The organism is Pseudoalteromonas rubra (genome assembly GCF_005887095.1).
In the GTDB taxonomy this organism is placed as follows: Bacteria; Pseudomonadota; Gammaproteobacteria; order Enterobacterales; family Alteromonadaceae; genus Pseudoalteromonas; species Pseudoalteromonas rubra_E.
Map to the genome: position 1 here is coordinate 122,996 of NZ_PNCI01000013.1, position 20,731 is coordinate 143,726.

The 20,731-nt window shown below is 51.2% G+C and carries 28 protein-coding genes; all 28 read right to left on the reverse strand.

What is annotated here, in order from left to right:
* Positions 1-69 precede the first annotated feature (69 nt).
* Entirely contained in the window at positions 70-315 is a 246-nt protein-coding gene (locus CWB99_RS06400) for a phage tail assembly chaperone (RefSeq protein WP_138550296.1), read from the reverse strand.
* Positions 316-317: 2 nt separating this feature from the next.
* On the reverse strand, positions 318-1,151 hold the full coding sequence (locus tag CWB99_RS06405; RefSeq protein WP_138550297.1) for a hypothetical protein: 834 nt from the start codon (positions 1,149-1,151) through the stop codon (positions 318-320).
* A 33-nt stretch (positions 1,152-1,184) separates the two neighbouring features.
* Complete coding sequence (locus CWB99_RS06410) at positions 1,185-1,742, reverse strand: phage tail protein (RefSeq protein WP_138550298.1); 558 nt, start codon at positions 1,740-1,742, stop codon at positions 1,185-1,187.
* On the reverse strand, positions 1,742-2,869 hold the full coding sequence (locus CWB99_RS06415; protein WP_138550299.1) for a phage tail protein I: 1,128 nt from the start codon (positions 2,867-2,869) through the stop codon (positions 1,742-1,744). Before CWB99_RS06415 ends, CWB99_RS06410 begins: the two co-directional genes overlap by 1 nt.
* Positions 2,862-3,743 carry a baseplate assembly protein gene (locus CWB99_RS06420; protein WP_171045278.1) on the reverse strand — a complete coding sequence of 294 codons (882 nt, stop codon included), beginning with the start codon at positions 3,741-3,743 and terminating at the stop codon, positions 2,862-2,864. Before CWB99_RS06420 ends, CWB99_RS06415 begins: the two co-directional genes overlap by 8 nt.
* A 399-nt stretch (positions 3,744-4,142) precedes the next feature.
* Positions 4,143-4,568, reverse strand: a complete 426-nt coding sequence (locus CWB99_RS06425) for a hypothetical protein (RefSeq protein ID WP_138550301.1) — start codon at positions 4,566-4,568, stop codon at positions 4,143-4,145.
* Positions 4,569-4,577: 9 nt separating this feature from the next.
* Complete coding sequence (locus tag CWB99_RS06430) at positions 4,578-6,059, reverse strand: hypothetical protein (RefSeq protein WP_138550302.1); 1,482 nt, start codon at positions 6,057-6,059, stop codon at positions 4,578-4,580.
* 45 nt (positions 6,060-6,104) lie between these two features.
* Positions 6,105-6,323, reverse strand: a complete 219-nt coding sequence (locus CWB99_RS06435; protein WP_138550303.1) for a hypothetical protein — start codon at positions 6,321-6,323, stop codon at positions 6,105-6,107.
* 9 nt (positions 6,324-6,332) lie between these two features.
* Positions 6,333-7,520 (reverse strand): hypothetical protein, encoded by a 1,188-nt coding sequence (locus CWB99_RS06440; protein WP_138550304.1) that lies wholly within the window; start codon positions 7,518-7,520, stop codon positions 6,333-6,335.
* Positions 7,520-9,496 carry a DUF4815 domain-containing protein gene (locus tag CWB99_RS06445; protein ID WP_138550305.1) on the reverse strand — a complete coding sequence of 659 codons (1,977 nt, stop codon included), beginning with the start codon at positions 9,494-9,496 and terminating at the stop codon, positions 7,520-7,522. Before CWB99_RS06445 ends, CWB99_RS06440 begins: the two co-directional genes overlap by 1 nt.
* Positions 9,497-9,504: 8 nt before the next feature.
* Complete coding sequence (locus CWB99_RS06450; protein ID WP_138550306.1) at positions 9,505-9,984, reverse strand: hypothetical protein; 480 nt, start codon at positions 9,982-9,984, stop codon at positions 9,505-9,507.
* A gap of 20 nt (positions 9,985-10,004) precedes the next feature.
* Positions 10,005-10,856 (reverse strand): phage tail protein, encoded by an 852-nt coding sequence (locus tag CWB99_RS06455; protein ID WP_138550307.1) that lies wholly within the window; start codon positions 10,854-10,856, stop codon positions 10,005-10,007.
* Positions 10,841-11,677, reverse strand: a complete 837-nt coding sequence (locus CWB99_RS06460) for a baseplate assembly protein (protein ID WP_138550308.1) — start codon at positions 11,675-11,677, stop codon at positions 10,841-10,843. The genes CWB99_RS06455 and CWB99_RS06460 overlap by 16 nt, the downstream gene beginning before the upstream one ends.
* A 65-nt stretch (positions 11,678-11,742) precedes the next feature.
* Positions 11,743-12,102 carry a hypothetical protein gene (locus tag CWB99_RS06465; protein ID WP_138550309.1) on the reverse strand — a complete coding sequence of 120 codons (360 nt, stop codon included), beginning with the start codon at positions 12,100-12,102 and terminating at the stop codon, positions 11,743-11,745.
* A gap of 10 nt (positions 12,103-12,112) precedes the next feature.
* Positions 12,113-12,841, reverse strand: a complete 729-nt coding sequence (locus CWB99_RS06470) for a hypothetical protein (RefSeq protein WP_138550310.1) — start codon at positions 12,839-12,841, stop codon at positions 12,113-12,115.
* Positions 12,842-12,843: 2 nt separating this feature from the next.
* A complete protein-coding gene (locus CWB99_RS06475) occupies positions 12,844-13,398 on the reverse strand; it encodes a phage tail protein (RefSeq protein WP_138550311.1) in 555 nt (184 codons plus the stop codon).
* Positions 13,399-13,405: 7 nt separating this feature from the next.
* Positions 13,406-14,128, reverse strand: a complete 723-nt coding sequence (locus tag CWB99_RS06480) for a phage tail protein I (protein ID WP_138550312.1) — start codon at positions 14,126-14,128, stop codon at positions 13,406-13,408.
* Positions 14,121-15,110 carry a baseplate assembly protein gene (locus CWB99_RS06485; RefSeq protein WP_138550313.1) on the reverse strand — a complete coding sequence of 330 codons (990 nt, stop codon included), beginning with the start codon at positions 15,108-15,110 and terminating at the stop codon, positions 14,121-14,123. Before CWB99_RS06485 ends, CWB99_RS06480 begins: the two co-directional genes overlap by 8 nt.
* Before the next feature lie 71 nt (positions 15,111-15,181).
* The gene (locus tag CWB99_RS06490; RefSeq protein WP_138550314.1) at positions 15,182-15,634 is read right to left on the reverse strand and encodes a hypothetical protein; all 453 of its coding nucleotides are present in this window, start codon (positions 15,632-15,634) and stop codon (positions 15,182-15,184) included.
* Positions 15,635-15,643: 9 nt separating this feature from the next.
* Positions 15,644-16,459: a hypothetical protein gene (locus CWB99_RS06495; protein ID WP_138550315.1), complete on the reverse strand. Its 816-nt coding sequence runs from the start codon at positions 16,457-16,459 to the stop codon at positions 15,644-15,646.
* A gap of 42 nt (positions 16,460-16,501) precedes the next feature.
* Positions 16,502-16,768, reverse strand: a complete 267-nt coding sequence (locus tag CWB99_RS06500; RefSeq protein ID WP_138550316.1) for a hypothetical protein — start codon at positions 16,766-16,768, stop codon at positions 16,502-16,504.
* 33 nt (positions 16,769-16,801) lie between these two features.
* Positions 16,802-17,359 carry a phage tail protein gene (locus tag CWB99_RS06505; protein WP_138550317.1) on the reverse strand — a complete coding sequence of 186 codons (558 nt, stop codon included), beginning with the start codon at positions 17,357-17,359 and terminating at the stop codon, positions 16,802-16,804.
* A 15-nt stretch (positions 17,360-17,374) separates the two neighbouring features.
* Positions 17,375-18,286, reverse strand: a complete 912-nt coding sequence (locus CWB99_RS06510; protein WP_138550318.1) for a phage tail protein I — start codon at positions 18,284-18,286, stop codon at positions 17,375-17,377.
* A 10-nt stretch (positions 18,287-18,296) separates the two neighbouring features.
* Entirely contained in the window at positions 18,297-19,118 is an 822-nt protein-coding gene (locus CWB99_RS06515; RefSeq protein WP_138550319.1) for a baseplate assembly protein, read from the reverse strand.
* A gap of 159 nt (positions 19,119-19,277) precedes the next feature.
* Entirely contained in the window at positions 19,278-19,523 is a 246-nt protein-coding gene (locus tag CWB99_RS06520) for a hypothetical protein (RefSeq protein WP_054015392.1), read from the reverse strand.
* A 36-nt stretch (positions 19,524-19,559) separates the two neighbouring features.
* A complete protein-coding gene (locus tag CWB99_RS06525; protein WP_138550320.1) occupies positions 19,560-19,979 on the reverse strand; it encodes a glycoside hydrolase family protein in 420 nt (139 codons plus the stop codon).
* A gap of 10 nt (positions 19,980-19,989) precedes the next feature.
* Positions 19,990-20,352: a hypothetical protein gene (locus CWB99_RS06530; protein ID WP_054015394.1), complete on the reverse strand. Its 363-nt coding sequence runs from the start codon at positions 20,350-20,352 to the stop codon at positions 19,990-19,992.
* The gene (locus tag CWB99_RS06535; protein ID WP_054015395.1) at positions 20,327-20,602 is read right to left on the reverse strand and encodes a helix-turn-helix domain-containing protein; all 276 of its coding nucleotides are present in this window, start codon (positions 20,600-20,602) and stop codon (positions 20,327-20,329) included. The genes CWB99_RS06530 and CWB99_RS06535 overlap by 26 nt, the downstream gene beginning before the upstream one ends.
* Positions 20,603-20,731 lie beyond the last annotated feature (129 nt).

Genomic DNA, 20,731 nt, shown 5'->3' on the forward strand with positions numbered 1-20,731 from the left:
CTCTTAGATTAAAAAGACTCGAAGACAATCTGTGAGTCAGGGCGGGCGACGTGCCCGAAGGGGACGATATTACAGCTCAGGTCTGACCGGCCACACAACTTCGCTCGGCGAGCTATGTGCCTGCGGTAAATCCCTCAACGCCTGACGATATTGCTTCAGCTCATCAGGTATCGCGCCTTCTGTTTCCTGATACTTCAGTACTAACCAATCTGTTGAACGCAAATAAGCATCGCGCATTGCTCTGATTGAGTGCCATAGACTCTCATCTGCAAGTTGCTGAACAGGCATTTGCGCTTCATTTCCTGTTATGTCCATGTTTATTGCTCCCATGTTGGTTGGTTTTGACTGATGCGCTCAGCACTTGGGCGACCGCGCTCCGACGTATACTCAGTGCTTACACTAATAGCTCGAGATGCGCCGCAGTGGAACCTTGGGTCAACTTTAAGAGTTAACCTCGCGGTTCCAGAGTCATATCCTTGACCAATTGCCCTGAAATTCACAGGAACCGAAGAACCAGCCAGATCCGAACCCAAAGGAATTTCTTTCGCAGGGTTGTCCGGCTCTGAAATAAACAGGCTCAAATGGTTGTTGTGGACAATACTTTTTGCTTCCATTACGGCAGAGACACAGTCCGAAAATGACGTACCGGTAAACACTAAGTGTTCAGTATAATTGGTTGCAAACATCCCCCGGTGGGTCATGATAACTTCGCATTTAAAGTAGTCACCGGCTGCGCCAAAACCACCACCATTTTGTGCATCAAATTCAAGTAAATTGATGTAATAGGGTTCCTGTGGTGAGGCGCAATGCGGAAAAGCAGCATCAGGTCCATCTCTGTCTGCGGTATATCCGCCATTACCCAGAGTAGTCGCAAAAAAGTAACGCTTTATTTTGCCTTGCTTATGAACATCCAAGCCGTTAACCAGTTCAGTATGGCCACTTTTCCAACTATTAAACTCAGACTGAGCCTGAGCCATTTCAGTATTGAGCGACGCTTCAGCGTTTGTTACACGCGCATCAACCTGCGCTAGCTTGGCATTCAGTGTGGTTGTTATTTCACCGGCTTTATCGGCCACAGTCTGACACAATGCGTTGGCACGCCCTGCGACCTCAGTAAGCTGCTGCGAGATTGGTTTAGTTTCAGTTGTCATATAGTCTCCTTTGAATTTTGTCAGTCTCTTTTATCAGGCATGTTCCAGCGCCGTCAGTCGCCATTCCTGATTAATCTGACGGTGCATGGTATCTATCTGAACCAGGGTTAATTCGGCCAGTTCGTTGTCGAGGATCAGATTGAGGTTATCAATACCGAGTTTGACCTCAACACTGTCGGAGGGCAGCTGGGTCAGGCTCAGGGTGAGCCACTGCAACACCTTAACGTCTGGCGTGCGGTACCCAAGCGTGGTATTGGGTTTAGAATACACGCCTAGTAAAATCAGTTTGGGCTGACCGCTTGCCAGCTTTTCGCCGGAATCCAGAAATACGCCAATTTCGCCAATGGCGTATTCCAGCGGCGCTTCGAATTTGGCGGCCACTTTCAGGCTGCTGCTTTCACCGTCGGTGTAATCCGAATCGGCAATTTCCACCAGCTCTTTTTGTGAGCGCAGCGTGGTTTGATTTTTAGACGGGGTGTAGCTTGCATCGCCAAAGGCCATGTGGCTGATTTGCCCTTTAAAGCCTCTGGCGCGCGCCGACAACAGCGCATCCAGCCCCACCTGAGTAAATTGCAAGGTTAATGCTGACATTACGTCACTCCTTGGAAATGAAAAGATTGAATATTCAGCGCATCTAGCCCTGAAGACAGCGCCAGTGCGCCGACAACAGGGTCGGGCATCACACCCGAACTTTCGGCCTTCAGGCTGACGGTATTTAAGGACTGCAGCTGTGCATAAGCTGCCATTACTCCCTCGCTCTGATCCGGAGTGATCCCCTCGCCTTCTGTGTGCCAGCGCTGACAATTAACTAAGTGTCCCGCTGCGGCTGCAGCCAAAGCTCCCAGTGTCGAGTCTGGCGTCACCCCCAAACCCGTGGCTTTATGGTCGATAAGATTAAGCGCCGATTGTGCAGCTCCAAAAGGGGCCAAGGATTCACTCAGTGCGATACCCAGCTGTAAATCCACATGAATAGCGCCGCGCTTAACGGCATTGATCACCCGGCGGATTTTTTTCAGCATTTGGGGAGTCAGCAGTCCTTGCTGTTGGTCGTCCAAATTCTGATTCACCAATGCCCAAACTTTAATCGTCCCAGGTAGCATGACCTCATCTGAGGGGGTGTCCGCTCCTTCGGACTGCCACCATTCCTTGATTTCAGTAGCAATGTTTAAACTGTCGAGTGCTTTTTGCAGCGCGTAGGGCGTGCCTTTGTACTGGTGCACTGCAAAAGCGTCACAGATCACCCGGCGTTTCAGTGTTTCTGACCAGGTTTCATCCCACTCATCCACCGACATAGCCCAGGCCAGCCAGGGCAACAGGGAGGCAGGACATAACATGGGATCCCAAATGGCACGCAGTAGCAGACGAATATCCTGTAAAATACAGGCATCCTGTAACGCACGTCGCCGCGCTCTGTCATCGAGATAACGTTCCCAGTCGGCTATTTTTAAAGCCTCTGCAAGCGCCGGTAACATCGCCGCCGGGCACAGCTCGTCATCCCACAGCACGGTGAGTAGCAGGTTAATATCAGCCTGATAAAAAGCGGCTTTATTACAGGACGGTAACTGCCATTGTTCGGCCAGACTTTGCCTCTTAGATTCGCTCAACGCCTTGATGTTCAAAACGTTAAGCAGCAAAGACCGTATTTTGTCGGGCCGCGAGAATTCGCTTTCAATTGCCCGTACCAAAGGTGTTGCATTACTGGGAAGCAGCTCATTCATGATTGACGACTACCTCTACTTCATAATGCTCGCACCAGGATGACTGAGTATGTGTCACGGATATATTTGACGCTGGAGACGTCAGATTAACTTCCTCCACGCCCTCCAGGTGCAAAGCTGCGAACAGCCCTGCCCGGGTCACTTTTTTGCCGAGTTTCTGTCGGCTGGCGAGATACGTTTGCATTCTTTCCACAGCGGCCTGGCGGATTGCTTCGGCTGAGGGCCCGGGCAATACAACCAGCTGTGCTTTGACTGTGTAAGGCACAATCTGCGGGGCATTCACCGTCACCCGATCACCCAGGGGCCTGACTCGAGAGGCTTGCTGGTGCTCCCATCCCTGGGCAGCAAAGTGTTTGGCTACTTTGTCGAGCAGCGCCTGTGACGGTGTACCATTGCCTTCTGTGCTGAGAACAGTCAGTACAATCTCACATGGCGCCGGGCTGTGAACTGTGACATCACGAATGGCCGGGTCGAGTGACAAAGTATGAAAGGCATAAGCCGATGCGCTTCCTGCTGTATTTAAGCCATCAAAGGCCAGCTGAATGCGCTGGCGAAACCGGGAGTCGCTTTCACCTTCGTCGCGTAGCAGGTTATAGCGCGACGCTATGGCATCCAGATCTGCGCCACTGGCCGTTGCCAGCATCACGCCTTTGACCGCATCATTTACCTGCTGAGTATTCAATACCTGCTGGTAGGCCAGCGTTTGCAACAAGGCCGTCAGCGGGTCGCTTTCCAGTTTAAGGGCATCGGCATATTGAGGATGTGACGCTAAAAAACGCTGTTTGATTTCCTTTAACTGCTGCTCAAAATCCACATCCCGTAACAGATCCGGCATGGGCACCCGGGACAGGTCTGGTGTTAGAAATTGGCTCATCTCATCCTCGTTTGTTGCAAAAATAAAAAACCCGACTTGGCACTGCACAACACAGCACCGCATCGGGTTTATCACGGGAAGTCTGTTTTTAATCTTTCGTTAGCTTTCTCAAGCTTAGGTGTATCTTACTGATTTTCAGGGATTAAAAACGGTCAATTCTGACCGGTTTAAAATCGACACGCTAATTCCCCAAAGTCTGGGTATAAAAAAACCACCGCTCATCATTATGAGCCGGTGGTTTTTAACTTGCGGAATCTTGCAGCTTCGCAATAGCGGTCTTTATCTTTTGACTTAACTTTCTCAAGCTTAGGTGTATCTTACTGATTTAACGGGAAGAAAACCGGTCAATTCTGACCGGATTAGATATTTTTACGTTTTTAATACGTCAACTGAGTGGTTCTAAAGCTCAGCCGTAAAAGAGAAGGCATCAATTGCCTCATTAGACGTTAGCTCTGCAACCTCAAGTTCCGCCTCATTACTTTTCTGACGCAACACTTCGCGTTTTGCCAGTTCAGCCTGCAATGCAGCGACAGCTGCGGCTTGCTCAGCCTCGCTGCCACCCAGCTGTGCCAGTTGCACTCGCTCCTGCGCCTTAGTTACGCGCCACTGCTGCGCTTCCAGGCATGCATAGACGGCACGTTTAATCTCATCGACCAGCTCGTCTTTACGTGCTGTAATGGCTTCTTCACTAAGATGTGGCGGCTGATAGCCAGCAACAAAAGCGGCTGCAGATTCCTCATCCCAGGCTTCGCCCGTCTGCGGGTGAACCAGCCAGTAGTTTCCCTCGATTTTCATGCCTTTATCGGCAAAATATTCGCAACTCATGATCTCTCCTTAAAATGCACGACAAGTGCGGCCCAGGCCGTGAGAATTGTGCATATAATACTCATTGAGCAATCCGATGTGACTGTATGGATTAATACAGTTAATAGCACCAGCTACATAGCCCGCATCATAGCCCTGGGTTTCTGCTCTGGAGCGATATGAATACATACCCAGTAACTCCCCGCTCATGCTTTCTAATGCAACTGTGACTTCACCCTCTCCGTTTGTGGTACCATTTGAGCTTGGAGCTCGATAAGGTTCAGAGTTGCTTGTGAAGAAAAAATTTATCGGTTCAAGACGCAGCTCTGAGGTAAATCGATAATGTGCACTATATTTTGAGCCCCCCATTTTTACATTGCCATTCAGTACTCCAAAATATCCATAGTAGCTTGCTGCATAATGGTTGAGCCTATGTTCCCCTGCTGTATAACGCCTCATCCCATATGGCTGAGCAACACTATGATAAATAAAACAAACGGTTGTAAAATCACCAGCATCTACATATGCCTGCCATTCTGCTTGGTTAGCTATAGCAATACTTGTGATTACATTACCATCTCTATATTTTTCAATAACTAAGGAAGTACCTTCATCCACCATTACCAAGCAATGTTTCTGGTTATCGTATAATACTGCAACATCGTCGGATCCATAGCTACTTCTAGTTGTAACGCCATACCTATCACGAGCATTCAAGTTTTGCTTAGGTTTAGTAAGCGAGGTGTAGCCTTGAGAGCGCACGTATACACCTCCATAGCTTGCGTTCCCAGTTGCCTGAGCTTCCTGCGTACTGTACACCACATCATAGTCTATATCTTCTGGATTTCCTTTGCTGCCAAGTGGAATAAATGCACTGGCACCATGTAGATAAATTTGACTGGTTGGATTCTGCGCAAATGCATTTGAGTAAGTAAAGCTGGAATGAATGGTTGTTTTTCCAGAGCCATCATCAGGAATTCGCAAGTACTCTAACCTACAGTTTTCAGTACTACTGTTGTACGTTGTACTTGGTCTAACCAAGTAGGTTTCTCCACTATGATCATAGACGGCAAACACAGCTGATGATCGGGCATTATTGCCAGACGCTGCAGCTGCCTCTATTGGCGTTAGGGCAAATACAGGTCGTATCTGATTAGTAAAAGCCCGCCCCTGCAATGCCTCAACCCGCGCCAGGCTTGGTGCCATGGTATCCAATCTGTCCAGCTTAGCCGCTTTACCTTCAAGCGTGGTACCATTGTCGTTCAGGGTCTGCGCTGCCTGCTGCAAGCTGGTCTGACCGACCTGAGCCGCCTGTTGCAGCGCCGTGGTGGCATTGTCTATATGTGATTCAGCCACGGCCACAACAGCCTGTTCCAGTTTTTCGTTGTCGGCCAGTTTAGTGATTGCATTGCTAACCAGTGCCTGCTCTTCGGCGCTGAGTGGTTGTTCGCCTTGCATGTCGGCGACCAGTTTGTCGACCATGACCTGCACGGCAGTTTGTATACTTGCCATAAATTCCTCGTTGAATAATGTAGAAAGTAAATGAAGGGGCCTGCACTAGAGCGCAAGCAGGGGCTCACCCAGCAGCTGGTTCAGGCGACTGCGGCGCAGTTTTTCCTGCACCCCCTGATATTGTTGCTGTTGAATCTGTTGTTGCTGATATAACTGCGTGTCTACTGCCGTCAGGGCATTAGCCAGCCGCGAGACATCCTGCTGTAGCAAGTTGTCGGGGTGCGGCAGAGGCAGTGAAAAATGCGGGGTTAGTGGATTATTCATGCCACCTCCTTAGATAGAAAATGCCCGCAAAGCGCGTACTCTGGGGCGCTCGGTATGGCTGCCAGACAGCAATAATTTGACCCGGGCACTGCGCTCGGTCAGGTTATCCAGCTGATAGTGACACAGCTGCCAGCCTTCATCCGCCGCCTGTGTCGATTTCAGTGGCACCTCAAGCCAGGCGTCGCCCTGCTCAATCAAGACAGTGACCCTGGCCACGCCGGGCAGCTGGGCTTCAAAGCTCACTTTCAGGCTGCCATCCAGTTCACAGGGAATAGCCCGGGTTACGTAATCAGCCTGCTCTGCGACTTTGCCCAGCGCAGCCTGAACGCTTTCAAACAACACCGGAGACTGAGTCGCCGTACCGGTCAGTCTGGCGCTGACACTGAGTGCTTCCGTAGCTTTATTGGCAAGTCGTACAGACTGCAACTCCTGTAAGCTGAATGTGCCTGTACTTTCACCAGAGAACTCAAGTTGCAGCTGAGTATCACTGCCAGGGCGCTCAGCAACGGCCAGCGCCAGCAAGTCTGTGTGGCTATCCAGTGCCACCTCGCCCAGTGCAACCTGGCTCTCGGTTTGCGTAAAGCGCGCTGCTTTAAGGCGAAACGCCAAATCGCGGTTCTGATGCGGTGTCCAGGTTGACGCATTACTTGAAGACAACAATACACCTACCTGATAGGGCTGACTGGTTACCCAACCACTTTGGCTGTCAAACTTACCCAGTTCAGCAATCGCCACTTCATGCTCGTCACCATCCGTGAGCACTACTATCGCGTACTCTTCGCCAGCATTAAGCGACACCGGCGTAAACTCGAACAAGGTCGACTCGCCGCCGAGTTTGATGTCGCTTTGCTGCAAAGTCGCCTCCGCCAGTACGGTATGGTTAGGGATCCCCAGCTCGGTCTCGCGGATCTGTACTCGCACCGCTTCCTTGCCGGTCTTTTTAAACCACAACTCCACAGCCGCAATAAAGCGACGCTCTGGCAAAGTAAAAGTTTGTGCCAGCGGATCGTAGCGAACCGTCACGATGGAGTTGATGCGTCTGACCGTTTCGCTGCGGATGGTCGCATTACCGGTATAACGGGCCTGCCCCACCGATCCCATGGCACCACTAAAGCGCACATCTTTACTGCCCACCGGTACATTACCGGGGATCAAAAATCGGCCACGTACCTGACCATTATTATCTGCCTTGATCATTATGCCTCCTGAGCCTGAACACTGATCCCGTCAAAGGTCACCCTGTCCAGGGTTTCCTGTGGGCCAAATCCGGAGATGGTAAAGTTCACCCAACGTGAACGCATAAACTGAGCCTGACGCGTGGTTCGGCTCAATACCTGAGTGCTGGTGCGTGTACGGGTTAACCTGCGCAGGCCTCGGCCAATATTAAAGCGCCGGGTAATTGGGCTGGTCCAGCTGCGGCTTGTCTGAGTCCAGTGATCGACACTGGGTGACAAACGCACGATGGCTGGAATAGGTTCCACCGCCTGATAGGGATTGACCTTCATGCTGCCGGTTTGCTTGGTTTGCGCCAGCACGTCTTCGAGCTCATAGGGTAAGGTCAGCACATTGCCTGTCGGCAAAGGCAGTTCAACGATATCAGCACTTAAGGGCAGAATAAGCTCACCATCGACAATGGCCGCCGTTTGTTCAATACCTGCATCGCGCATATCATCGTCAATAAAGGGGTCGACAAACACACCAAACTTGCTGGAAGACTCTTCACTATTGGCGTCATTACGCAGCCGCTCAATCGCCAGCAACTGGTACAAATCGCTGATCTGAGACTGCATTTGTTCCAGCTCAGACATAGATACCGCTCTGACAGCCAGATTTTCAATTTCCGGCGCCTGCTCGGTAAACCAGCTCTGACTCACCTGCGCCAAAGGTAAATGGTTGGCTGGTACCTTTGGTGCTACGGGCAGTTGGTGGGCCGGTTGGCCTTTAATACGTTTAAGCTGGCCAAAGCGGTCCAGTACCACTAAGTCAATACGCGGTCGATACCATTGATAGTCCACAGTGATCAGTGCATTCTCAACCAGCTCTCCCTGTGGCTGTTGCTTTTGTAAGGTAAAACCAAATTCATCGGGCTCCACTACAACCTGGGTACGAAAGCGGTAACGCACCTCAAACTGACTGCCCGGCGCAGGCTCTGCTCCACTGAGCTGCCAGCTGATGTGATTGCGCAAAAAGAGAAAATCGACCCCGGCCACAAAGGTGGTCTCACCCTGAGTGACACTGAGGATCTCCAGCACCGATTCATCCAGCAGCAGATCTTCCCCCCCAGCCAGCTGAGCACGCGTCAGTGTGGCACTTTTCTCGATGCTGACATTCACTTCTGCTACGGTTTTCACCGGGAAGAAATCCAGGTCAACCCGCATACTGCGTGTGCCATCGTCCGATGCCGGTACACTGATAAAGGCTTTAGGTTCTTCCCTGACGGTGCCAATATCCGGGTCCCAGTCAAACGCTGCGCTACGTGCGGTATCAAAGGCCACTTCATAGCCCTGAATATGCGCCTTTCCTTCTTGCAGGCTAAATACCTGTTGATCGGCTTCGCGGTCACGATAGCTCAGCGCCATGCCTTCAACGACATAACTGCCACCATTGGCTTCACGGTCATAGCGGGCCAGCGCCTGGGTCACGGCATCCAGCTGAGGCGGGGGTTGTTTGATGATCAGCACCCCATCTTCAATGCGGTGTACCGGATAAAACGCGTTTTCTTCGGCCAGGGCGTCGTCTCGCAAACCCCACTGGCAATGCTGCTGCAACCGGGCAGCACCAGGCTCGTCGTAGTTGAGCGCATTAACAGCGGGATCTCTGAGCGACGGGTCTTCCACTTCCGTCACCACATTGTGGGTCAACCAGACACCAATATCCACACCGCCTTGCAACGCAATGCTAAGTGTGGCAGCAGGCAGGCTTCTGATATGACCATCCAGATAAACCTGAGCAGCGCTTAGTTGCGTCTCACCAGATTGTGTATCGATCACCACGTCGCCGCCAGACACCAGATCGCCGTCTTTTAGCAAAACATCGGCAATGTCTTTAACCTGATGTTGAACCTGAGACTGCAGGTCATTCAGCTCCCGGCTTTGCAACCCTCGTCCGGAGCGAAACAACAGCCGCTCATAACCATTGGCTTTATCATAATTGTGATAATAATCCTGTAGCATGGGCTCTCCTAAAAACTCATCACAAATTCAAAACTTTCTCGCACCCCTGGCTCTCTCACCAAAGGGGCACGATGGTCCAGTAGCAACAAGGTTCCCGATGATGCAACTTGCTCCGGCGGTACGTATACCTGCCCTGCTGCCACATCGGCTGTGAACGTGGTGCCAGAAAAGATCCCCAGCTCACGAATGGTCTCGCCCTGAGCATCTGCAAAATCAAAAACAAACTGGCAGTAAACATGGCGTGTCGGCTCTGCGCTGTGGCGATAACGCGCGCCCTGCACTTCGATGTCACCCTGCTCGTGCGGTTCGCAAAAACCTTGCACTTTGACTTTGCGATATCCCAGAGGATCGGCCAGATGCGCAGCACTGATTGGCTCGGATGGTGGCGTTTGCCAGTTGCCATCACCACGGCCCCATGCCAGATAAAGTGGGGTTTGGGCCACACTGCGTGCAAGCAGGGTCCGCCCGTTAAAGGTGAAAATAGACAATGTAACTCCTTGTTTAGAGGTTAAGTAAGTGAGTAATGACACTGGACAAGCTGAGGTGTCTGACTGTGTGACCAGCTCACCGTTGACCAGCTCCCCTGCCAGAGTCCGGGTTGGGTATGGATGTGACTGGCAACGTTACGTTGATGTGAAATGCCAGCGAGAAGCTGACTGGCGGGCGGTTCACTGAGTACCAATGAACCCAGGCGACTGCTATGGACTTGACCCCACATTTGCCCTCGCTTGCGAATTACGCCATTCCCGCTGTGTGCGGATATATCAGTTCCATCGCAGTGGGAACGCTGACGGGACAGCCTCACTTGTTTGCCATCTTGCAAGGTGTAGCGAAAGCCGGACTGGTCGCTGAGCAAATCGCCAAACTGACCTGACGAAAGTGCCAGTTCACGAATATCGAGCTGATAGGTAACCCTCACCAGCTGGCTTCGAGCCGGCGCACTGAGCTCACTCAGCTGTGCCAGCCGATTAAGTTGCCACTCACCTGGGACACTATCGAGGTGTAACTGATAACGATAAAAATGCCGCAGTGATCCCGACTCTTCAATCTGCAATAAAGGCACACCAAGCCAGCCCACTGCCATAGCCAGGCTGGCCCGCGTGCCGCGGATCCGCTGCCAGCTCAGGCCCTGCAACAGCACCTCATCCAGATTGTCCAGATAAGGCTCCAGCGGATCCAGGCCATATTCCCATACCAGCCAGGGCAACAAATTAGGGTTGGGGTGAGACTTAAAGCCTCTCAGCAATGAAATACCAGCTTCCAGTGTCTGGGTGAGTTGTCCGTGTTGATCCAGCGCCCATTGCAATGTGGTGTGATTAGGTGGCACTAAGGGGGTATTCGGGGTTAAGTTTTCAGACATAAGCTTACCTGCTTAAGCTGGACATATTGATTTGCCGCAACCTCAACCAAAGTGGCCGGGGTATGGATCTCCACGTGCTTAATACCTGCGACATGCAACTGTGCACTGAGCCAGCTGGGGGTCATCACTGTGCCCAGCGCCAGCTCAGTCTGCCATGCGGCACGTAGCTTGCCTTCCAGTTGTTCAAACACCCGAAAAGGGGTATTTGGATTAAGGTAAATATCAGCGTGGACATCCACCTCAATGGCTTCAGCCAGCTCAACCTCTACTGTATCTGTCAGTACTTTGACTTCATCACTGAGTACGTAGCTTCGAACCTGCTGTAACGCCGATGTTGGTTCCTGTTCGGTATGAAAGAGTACCGCCACGCGTACCTTACCGGGCTCGGGGCTGTCGACTTCCACATCGCGGATAGCGCTGGGTGCGGCAGTCAGAGCCGCATTGCGATAGTGATCTTTACTGCCCGCCGTGCTGGATGCCAGGGTCTTTTGCCGGATCCGCTGGCGGAATCCGCTATCAGCTTCATTTGCCGCCCGCAGCACACCGTAGAACACCCCCAGCTGATCCAGGTCGGCATCCTGTGCTGTCGCCAATAAGTTCGACTGCACAGCCTCATTAATACGCTGGCGTAGTAGTAATTCACGGTAACTTTCGACCTGCAAGCACACCGATAACGGGTCGCTTTGCAGAGACAGTGCGTCTGCATACTGAGGCGCAAGGGCTTTAAACCGCGCCACCCGCGCCTGATAAATGTCTTCAAATTCAATAGATTCTAAAATATCGGGCGCAGGAAGCGCCGTAAAATCGAAAAGATCGGTCATGGAGTGCCTCAGGGGTGAGTAAAGGCAGCCTCAGAGACTGCCGAAGTGCTTCTGGAATGGAGTGATTAGGATGCTAAAATCTCAGACACCCCTTTGGCGCGGCTTTGAATGTCAGACAAAACCACCTCAGTCCCTTTTTGTTGATAGGGGAAATACAGAGCACCAGAATCAACTTGCTCACTGATTGTACCAATAAGATCGGCACAGTTTTGTGCCGTGGGTTTAATATCATCCAGAGAATTTGCACTGGCAATCGCAGACACCAGTTTAGAAAGCTCCACCAATAACAAGTGGGTCGTATCTGAAGTCGTGCCCAACAGTGACTCACTGTCGCCGACTTGTTGCGTGATTTGGCCACGTTTAACTTGCTTTTCCAGGCTTGCCAGCATGGCCTGATGTGCTTCTGGGGTTGGAATTTGATCCATTTCGATACTCCTATACTTTGATATGCGGATAGTTAACAACGCGGTCAACGGCAAATGTCGTGTTTCCACCAAAATCGACGATGTTTTGTGGCTGCTTGTCAGCCGGAACCTGAGGGCTGACTGCGTTGACAAAACGAACAAAAAGTCGAGTATAGGGGTGTAGTCCGGCAATACTCAGACAGGGGATCATCACCATCTTAGCGCAGCTATTCCATCCACCAGTTGTGTAAACAGTTGCGCCCTGAGCCTCTATTGCTGCATCGATCTGCTCACTGTTCGCATGTTCATTTGCCAGTACGAACTGCATATTGGAACGACTCCAGTCCGCGGCATATTGGGTGGGAGACTCTGAGTAACCTGGCTCATAGCTGTAGCCATTTTTTAAATGGACTCGCGTTAAAGCGCCTGCTACCGGATATTGGTGATAACCAATATCACTTACAGGCACAAGCTTCCACTTGGACATATGTGGCTGTTGTGGATCGGCCTCAATCTCCATAGATGCTTTAGAGTGCGCAACCCCATCATAATAATTGATACGCATGTCCGAATGACTGGCAGCCAAGTTAGCGATGGCCTGGTCCATACGTGCCTCAGCACTGGCGACTGTGGCGTTAATCGCGCCCATTTTTCCAGTGACGGTTTGGGTCAGCGTGTTGTTTGACGCCACCAGCTCTCCATTGGTTTGCTGCAATGCAGCGATACGCTGATCCAGCGACATAGTTTGTGAATTACTCATAGTTACACTCCTAGCTCGAGTAAACGGTCGTTAAATTGAATTTGTCTGTGGTTTGACTGCAGCTGGGCAATCGCAATATTTGTTTGCGCTTCTGCCATGGCCACAAATTCGGGGGTATGAAACAGGTTCAGATCCCCGCTGGTATTGACGGTCAGATGCTCAAAGGGCACCGCCGTTAATGTCAGGTCAAAGCCTTGTACAACGCGGGCAACCGGGGTCTGATAGAACAGTACATGCTCCGGGTGCGACCAGATGGCAAACAGGGTTTTCTGCGCATCATCAGCGTGATCGTTCAGATAAAAACCTACTTCACGAACCGCGTATTGCGTATCATCGGTAAATACGCCAGACAAATGAAACTGGCCATCGCCGACCACGCGACCATCGGTGACCGGCACATTGTTACGTTCATTTTGCAGGCGCGTCTGGGTGCGATTGGGCACATAGCCTTTGTCACCGACGCCAATGCGCCCGATCTCTAGTTGAATGCCATGGGTTTGTGCATTCACGGCGGCGTTGATCCCCGCCTGGGTAATAATGGGTGTATAGATACTCATAGGTTGCCTAAACAGTTGTCATCATGACCTGTTGCAGCTGTATCGTGGCCATCCCATTGGCCACCCACACAGCGCTATTCAGTTGCATCTGGGCAGACTGATCTAAGCGGCTTGTCGACACAGACAAAGACTGTGCAGCCCCTGACAGGTATGTTGATGAAGGTGAAAAAGAAAAATCGTATTGTTCAGACCACTGCCCCGTCTGAGCGCTCAGTGAGTTTGCACCTAAAGCCAGACCAAGCGTCTTATGTTGCATCACACCAACACTAAACTGGATCTGACTACGACATGGTTTAGTGGCCGCCACGGTTTGCCATAGCTGGGCCTGAAGCTTAGGCGTTAGTAAGGTGTTGCCTTGCGAGTCGAGGTTATCATTGGCCAGTGCCAGTAATTCAGCACTGTGCGGTACGCCTCCGGTTTGCCACCACTCTTGCAACTCGACACTGGCATTCAGGCTGTTCAGAGACTGCTTAATTGCTCCAACGGTGCCTTTGATCCTGTGATTCGGCACACTGTCGGCAATCACCTGACGCTGAATATGCTCGGGCCAGAGGCTGTCCCAGCTATCCACGCTGAGCCCATCGGCCAGCCAGGGCAAAAAATGCGCAGGACAACGCCACGGATCCCAAATTTGCGAAATGGGCACAGGCACCATAGAAATACGACTTCCGGCCTCATCCAATGCCTGCTCAAACTGGCTCGCCTGACAGGGCAACAGTGATTCAGACATGCTCACCTCCGATGTCGACTTCAATCGCGGAGCAATACGCTGCCTCATCCTGCCCAACCGTGATGTCCCACTGTGGTTCCAGTAACTCTACCCGTTGAACACCTTCGCGGTGCAGCACCGCATACAAGGCTGACAGCGAAATGTCATGGCCGAGCTTACGGTGTTCAGAGAGCCACTCTGAGGTGATGTCTAATACCTGCTGCTTGATAGCATCGCCATCCATCCCCGGATAAAGATACAAGCGCGCGTCTATGGTAAACGGCTTGATAGTTGCGGATTTCACCCGCACCCGGTCGGTCAGCGGGCGGATCTCATCTTGGTTGAGATAGGTCTGGACTGTATCCAGTAAAGCCGGCGACGCGACACCGGTTCCCTCATCACTGAGAATGGTCACTGCCACATCACCCGGCATAGGTTCGCTCAATCCCGCATTTGATGTACAGTTCAGTACAAATGCGCTTGTTGCAGTGGCGTCAGCCACCGCTGAGCGCTCAAACTCAGGCGCGGATACATACACATCTCGTACGTTTGACGATGCTTTCAGGGCATGAAACACATAGGCGCCGGCCGGTCCCGCAGTGCTGAATCCTTCCAGCGCCAGACGAATTCGCTCACGATAACGCTCATCACTTTCATATTGAGGTGGTGAAGGCGAGGTCGCAGAGGTATCGCCTGCCGAGCGCATCGCACGGCTGACACCAAAGCGCGCGCCCAGGTAATCCAGCTCAGCGCTGCTGGCTTTGGCCAGTAACACCGCTTCGGCCGCCTCATTAATGCGCTGCCTTAAGAGCATTTCCCGGTAAGCAAATGCCTCTATGAGCTTTATGGCGGGGTCACTGGCATAATCCAGCCCCCCGCCGTCATAACGCTGTGAAAAGTCCGCCACGATGGCGGTTTTTATCTCATCAAAGCTCAGCGCCTCTATCAGTTTTGGCGCAGGTAAACGTGCCATATCTATGGCACTAAAATTGGTCAGAGACATAGCAGCTCCTGATATTACAAATGTGGAAATAAAGGCAAAGGGCAGCGCAAAAATGCGGTGGGAAGGCAAGGTTACAGCAGGTTGTTTACACCATTGGCACGGTCAATGATCTCCTGTTTAACTGTGTCCAGTCCTTTGCTTTGATACGGGAAGGTCAGCTCACCCGTTGCCACCTGGCCTTCAATATCACCAATGGTGGCTTTTAGTGAGGTCACTGACGCTTTCACGTCTTCCAGGCTATTTGCTTCAGACAGTTTGTTGACGAAACCACTGAGCTCATTCAGTAATAAGTGGGCCGTATCTGACGTTGTACCAAGTAAGGAGTGACTGTCTGCCACCTGCTTTTCTACGTCACTACGAACCTGAATACGGTTTTTCATCTGTTGTTCGGTCTCACTTAGTTCAACTGAATATTCGCTGTGTTTACCGAAGTTTTCCTCCACAAACTGTGCAACCACCGCAGGTGGGGTAAATGGGTCAAAGAATTGCTCTGCTACCTGATTATTGACGATAAGTTTTGCCATGTTGCACTCCTAAGGTAAAGTTGGGGTTGATTGATGTTCATAAGCAGACACAGTACTGTCACCCAAGTATGGGAACTGGCCCCAGGCGTTCGCAATTGGAACATTGCCCGTAACCACCGCAGGTAATGCAATCTGAATCACCGTTGTTTCAGACAAGTCGAGGGTTTCACCATGGATATAGGGATGGCAATGTGTGTAAAAGTTGCGATTATTATGGGATATGCCACCACCGCATACCTTAGCCGGTGCATTTGCTTCTAAACCACTACACCAGAACCCGGTTGGAACCGCACCACGAATGTGCTTTACTATCGCCGCACAGGTCACGTAGGTAGGGCGACGCAGATACTGATACATCATATAGGAATAGGTTTTAACCGTGTCTCCGTTCTCGTTGGTCACGTTTCGATAAGGCAGAAACTCCATTTCCCAGATATTAAAGTTTTTGGCAAAGTACTTGGTATCTGAACCAATTGCGCGTAAAAACTCGCGCGCAAGATCAGTTCTGTTCTGCGGCTCAACACCCGTTTCTACGGTTTCAACCAACCTGGCTTGCTTTAGATAGCCCGCACTCCAATCTTTGGGAAACGAGCCGTCTTCTTTAGGAATTAATGCCTGGTTCTTTGTCACCCGAAAATGCGACTGAGATTCCGTGTACTTACTCAGCTGCGCATCTACTTTTGCAAGGTGCTGGTTTGCTTTTGTCTCACTTGCACTGAGTGCCGCACTGAGCGCGCTATCAATACTCTGAATTTTGTTATCTACCGTGCTGGTCAGCGCTTCTGAGGCTTCAACCAGGCTGGCAATATCGTGTTCTAATGCCATACATCTCTCCGTTTAAAATTGGAATTAAAAAGTTAAGTAAAATTAGGTTCTTGGAAACTGTGCTTTAATGGTGTTGCGTGCGCCCAGCCAGCGTTCACGGGCTTTGCCAGCCTGCGGGCTGTGTTCGCCGTATTCAGCGCAGGCAGCCAGAAACTGAAAGGCCTTGCCATCGCTGTGTTGCTGATAAGCCTGCATCCGGGCGGCATCCACCTGCGCCTGGTGTTGCAGTGCTTTGGCTTGTTTGAGTAATTTAATGGCCTCTTCAGCCAGTTGTTGTGCCCGCTCAGGAGCCGTGTTGTATTGCGTCATCGTGATGCCTCCTTGTTTATTCTGCTCAGGCGCCTAAAGCACGCCCTGATCCATCAATGCAAATTTCAGTTTCAGGTGACGATGCATATTGCCAATTTGTGCCTTGCCCATTTTGGCAAGCTCAGGGGCGACTAAAATATTGAACTCAACTCCTTGGTCGATCACCGTGATTGAGTCCGAAGGCACACCCGTAAGGGCCAGGTCAAACGCCAGCAATAACTCAACATCGTTGGATTTATATGCAATTGATTCCGTCGGGGAAGAATACACAGCGAACAACACATACTGAATTTCGCCATTGACTTCCTCTTCGGTGTAAAAACCGATTTCATTAACGAAAAAGCCCTCTCCTGAGATCGGCTCAGCGTCACGCACCGTCAGATGTAACTGCTTGCCATCAGCCAGGGTTTTGGCACTGGCCAGCTCCAGTCTGTACTTTTCATCCTGTAAACGGGTGATCCCTTCATGCGGCTGATAGCTGCCACTGCCCAGACCTACTTTGCTGATTTTGGCTTTAAAGCCACCTTGTTGCGCTCTGAACAGCGCCGATAACCCGGCCGAGGTGATCACGGGTTGTAGTAAAATGCTCATTGTTAAAAAACTCCTTTACGCAGAAACGCTAAGCGTGCCGTAGCAACGCACAGCACTCACCCGGCGGCGACTGATGTGCATCACCGCAGAGGCGCAACTGCGACTGTTAATAAACTCATCGGGAATACGCTGATCTGTCAGCCCTCTGAAACGAACGACTTGCACAGGCTTACGAGTCATGCACAATGCCTGACGTAAACCACATTGCCAGATCCGGTGGCGCAGTTTATCCACTGCGCTGCGGTGTCTGAGCACCTGATAGCGCGCGCGTGATAAGTTGCTAGCCACAGACAGCCCAACCTGGCTATCTCGCTGTTTGGCTTTGTCGCCAATACACGGCTCGACCGCCCCGTACACACGCTTGTGTATAACCGGATGGATAATTCCGCCCACCGCCGTATGACTTGCCATTTTTATCCCAACCAGGAAATCAAAGTGGGCCTTTTGCGGCTTGGTCTGATTAGTCACCCGATAAATGGCGTCATACAGAGCCTGATCGAGTCTGATAGCCCGGCTGGTGTAAGGCAGCGCATTGGCCCAGGCAACAAAAACAAAGGTATGTGGCTCTTTGCTCAGGTATGGCGCCAGATAGACATCGTCCGTCTGTTCAAACCATTCGAAAAACTCAAGCTCCAGGCCAAGAGAGGACAGCGCCCGCTTCACCGCACCGACTGTGCCCTTGTGTTTATGGATTGGTACTGAGCGCGCGATCAACGCCCGTTTGGTTTCCACCGACCAGTTTTCGTCCCACTCATCAACCGACAATGACCACGCCAGCCAGGGCAACAGTGACTCCGGACAGTGTTGTGGATCCCATAAGGTGGCTATGTGCTCTGGAATGATGCCTCGTCCATCAGACGTCGAGTTCAGTAAGCCTCGCTCCAGCGCGCTCGACCCGGGCGGCAGCAACTTTGGTGTTTCACTCACAAACACACTCCTAGAAAAAACTCAGCTGTAGCGACAGGCTTACCGCCTCAGTCACGCTGGGCGTAATATCATCAGCCGGAGACAACAATTTAATTTTGCGTACGCCACCCTGATGCAACATATCGATAATGGCTGAATAGGGGACCTCTTTACCCAGGCGGGTGTGCTCCTGATTAAAGGCATCCAGTGCCATATCTATTGCTAACCTGACCTGAGCTTCACTGACACCTGGATTAAGGTAAAGATGTGCCTCAACGAGCGTGTTTGTGGGCCTGACTACCGAAACCTGCACCTGATCGGTTAGCGGGCGAATATCCTCGTGATTTAGATGCGCAGACACCGCCGCTTGCACTGATGCAGTATCACACCCGGATTCTGTTAGCACCGTGATATCTACCACGCCCGGTGTATTGGACTGTACATATACATCGCGCACTCTGGCGTCGGCCGACATAGCCTGAAACTGATAGGCACCGGCTGTACCTGCCATGCTGTGACTTTCCAGCGACAATGGTACTCGGGCACGATACCTTTCATCACTTTCCCCTTCAGCACGGCTCACCCCAAACAAGGCGCCCAAATGATCCAGATTACTGCCGGCGGCAAAAGCCAGCATCACAGCGTGGGCCGCGTCATTTACTCTTTGTCTGAGCAACAGCTCACGATAAGCGGCCACTTCCAGCACTTTCACCGCAGGATCTGAGGCCAGTAAAGTCTGCTCGGGTATCTGATCCGTCAAAGCTGTCATCAGCTGTGCACGGATCTCCTCATAATTTAGCGTTTCTATCACTTCTGGCGGTGCCAGGCGTGACAGGTCAATCGCAGTGTTCATAGATTTTTCCTCTGGCACAACCATCCCTTCCTGTACAAACATACCCAGGCAGATGCGTTGTTGATTTGAGAACTTGGTCAGTTCGACCTTCGGTTTAGCAAGTAAGGTTCAGGCTGGTAGAACAGGTGATAACAGGGTTGTCACCGCTGGGGTCACTAATTAGTTGTTGTTGCGCTTTGCACTTAACAGGGCGTCAAGTTTCTTGTCTATCGAATCAAGACGCTTTTCAATGCGTTTCTGATCTTCTTTGCGGATCTGCTTCAAATGCGCCAGCTCCTGCGAGTTTGTGGTGATCCGTTTGTCCAGATCATTGAGATATAAAATACCCGATACCAGTAATGCTATGGTGGTCAGGATATGAGCCAGATTCAGCTCCTTTTTCATTTGCCATTGATCGGCTTGCATGGTTTGGCCACCTCCTCATTCATAGTTGCCCCCAATTTAAGACTGCCACTGTCCGCTCAGCATTTGCTGTGCCAGCTCCTGCGCACGTTCCGGGACTTGTCTGGCCCAGCGGCTATCCAGCATTTCCAGTGCAGCTTGCTCAAAGTCACCTTTTTGTACTGCAGTCAACATGTTATTGAAGCCTAGCAATCCCTGTACACCCAGGTTAAAGGCCATATTTGTCAGTACTGCCTGACGGGCTTCATTGCAGTGAGAAGTATCCACACGACGCCGTACCCCAGCCTGTGCATTGGCTACGTCTTGTGCCAACAGCTGCTCGGCTTCTTCTTCGGCTATTCCGTTGTGCTCCAGATTTCTGCCATACCCGATTGTGAGCTTGCCAGCCGTACAGTAGTAAGGGAAACGACGAAATCCTTCATGTTTTTTTATCTGCTCAACTGTATTCATAATTGTCATGGTGCACTCCTTATGGCTGACACAATGTCTGCAGTAAACTGCGTTCTGCTTTAACCAGCCAAAACTCCAACGATCGCTTTGAGTCAAAACCCAGTGTTTTTGCAACCTGAGCTATGTCTCCCTCGACCAGATACTTGCCGCGCAGTGCTCGAATGCATTCAGGCCGTAATTGTGCAATTTGCTGCGTCAGTGCCTCTATTTCTTCCGGCACACTCATCATATCGCTGCTCACGTAGCGTGCGCTGGAGTCGCCTATCCGCTCGGTCACGGCCTGACGGCTGAACCCTTTACCCAGTTCTTTTGCTCGCCAGAACCTACCCCAGCGTTTTAAAGCGCTGCGTAACTGCTTAATGGTTGGTTGTGTCATCATCATTGATCTTTCCTATTACTTCTAAAATATCGAGTGAGTAAACATCCTCGACCAGACCGACAACGTCGTTCCATCTGGGGCTGTATTCTTTATTTTCCCACCGTCTCAGTGTGCGCTCTTCAACGCCATAATGTGCCGCAGACTCAGCCTGAGTGTAACCTCTCAGGCGACGGGCAAATCTCAGGATATCTGCACCCAAAGGGGTTCTTTTTTGCTGCGTTAACCGCGGCTTTGCATACATATATTGCTTCATCGTTTTCCTTATACTGTGAAGTCATTTATTCAACTAAACAGCGCCCTATACGCAGCTTGCGATATGCAGCACTCAGTATGTGATGGCCAGCCAAGGTAAGCTGCCACAGACAACCGTGGTCACTGTTTA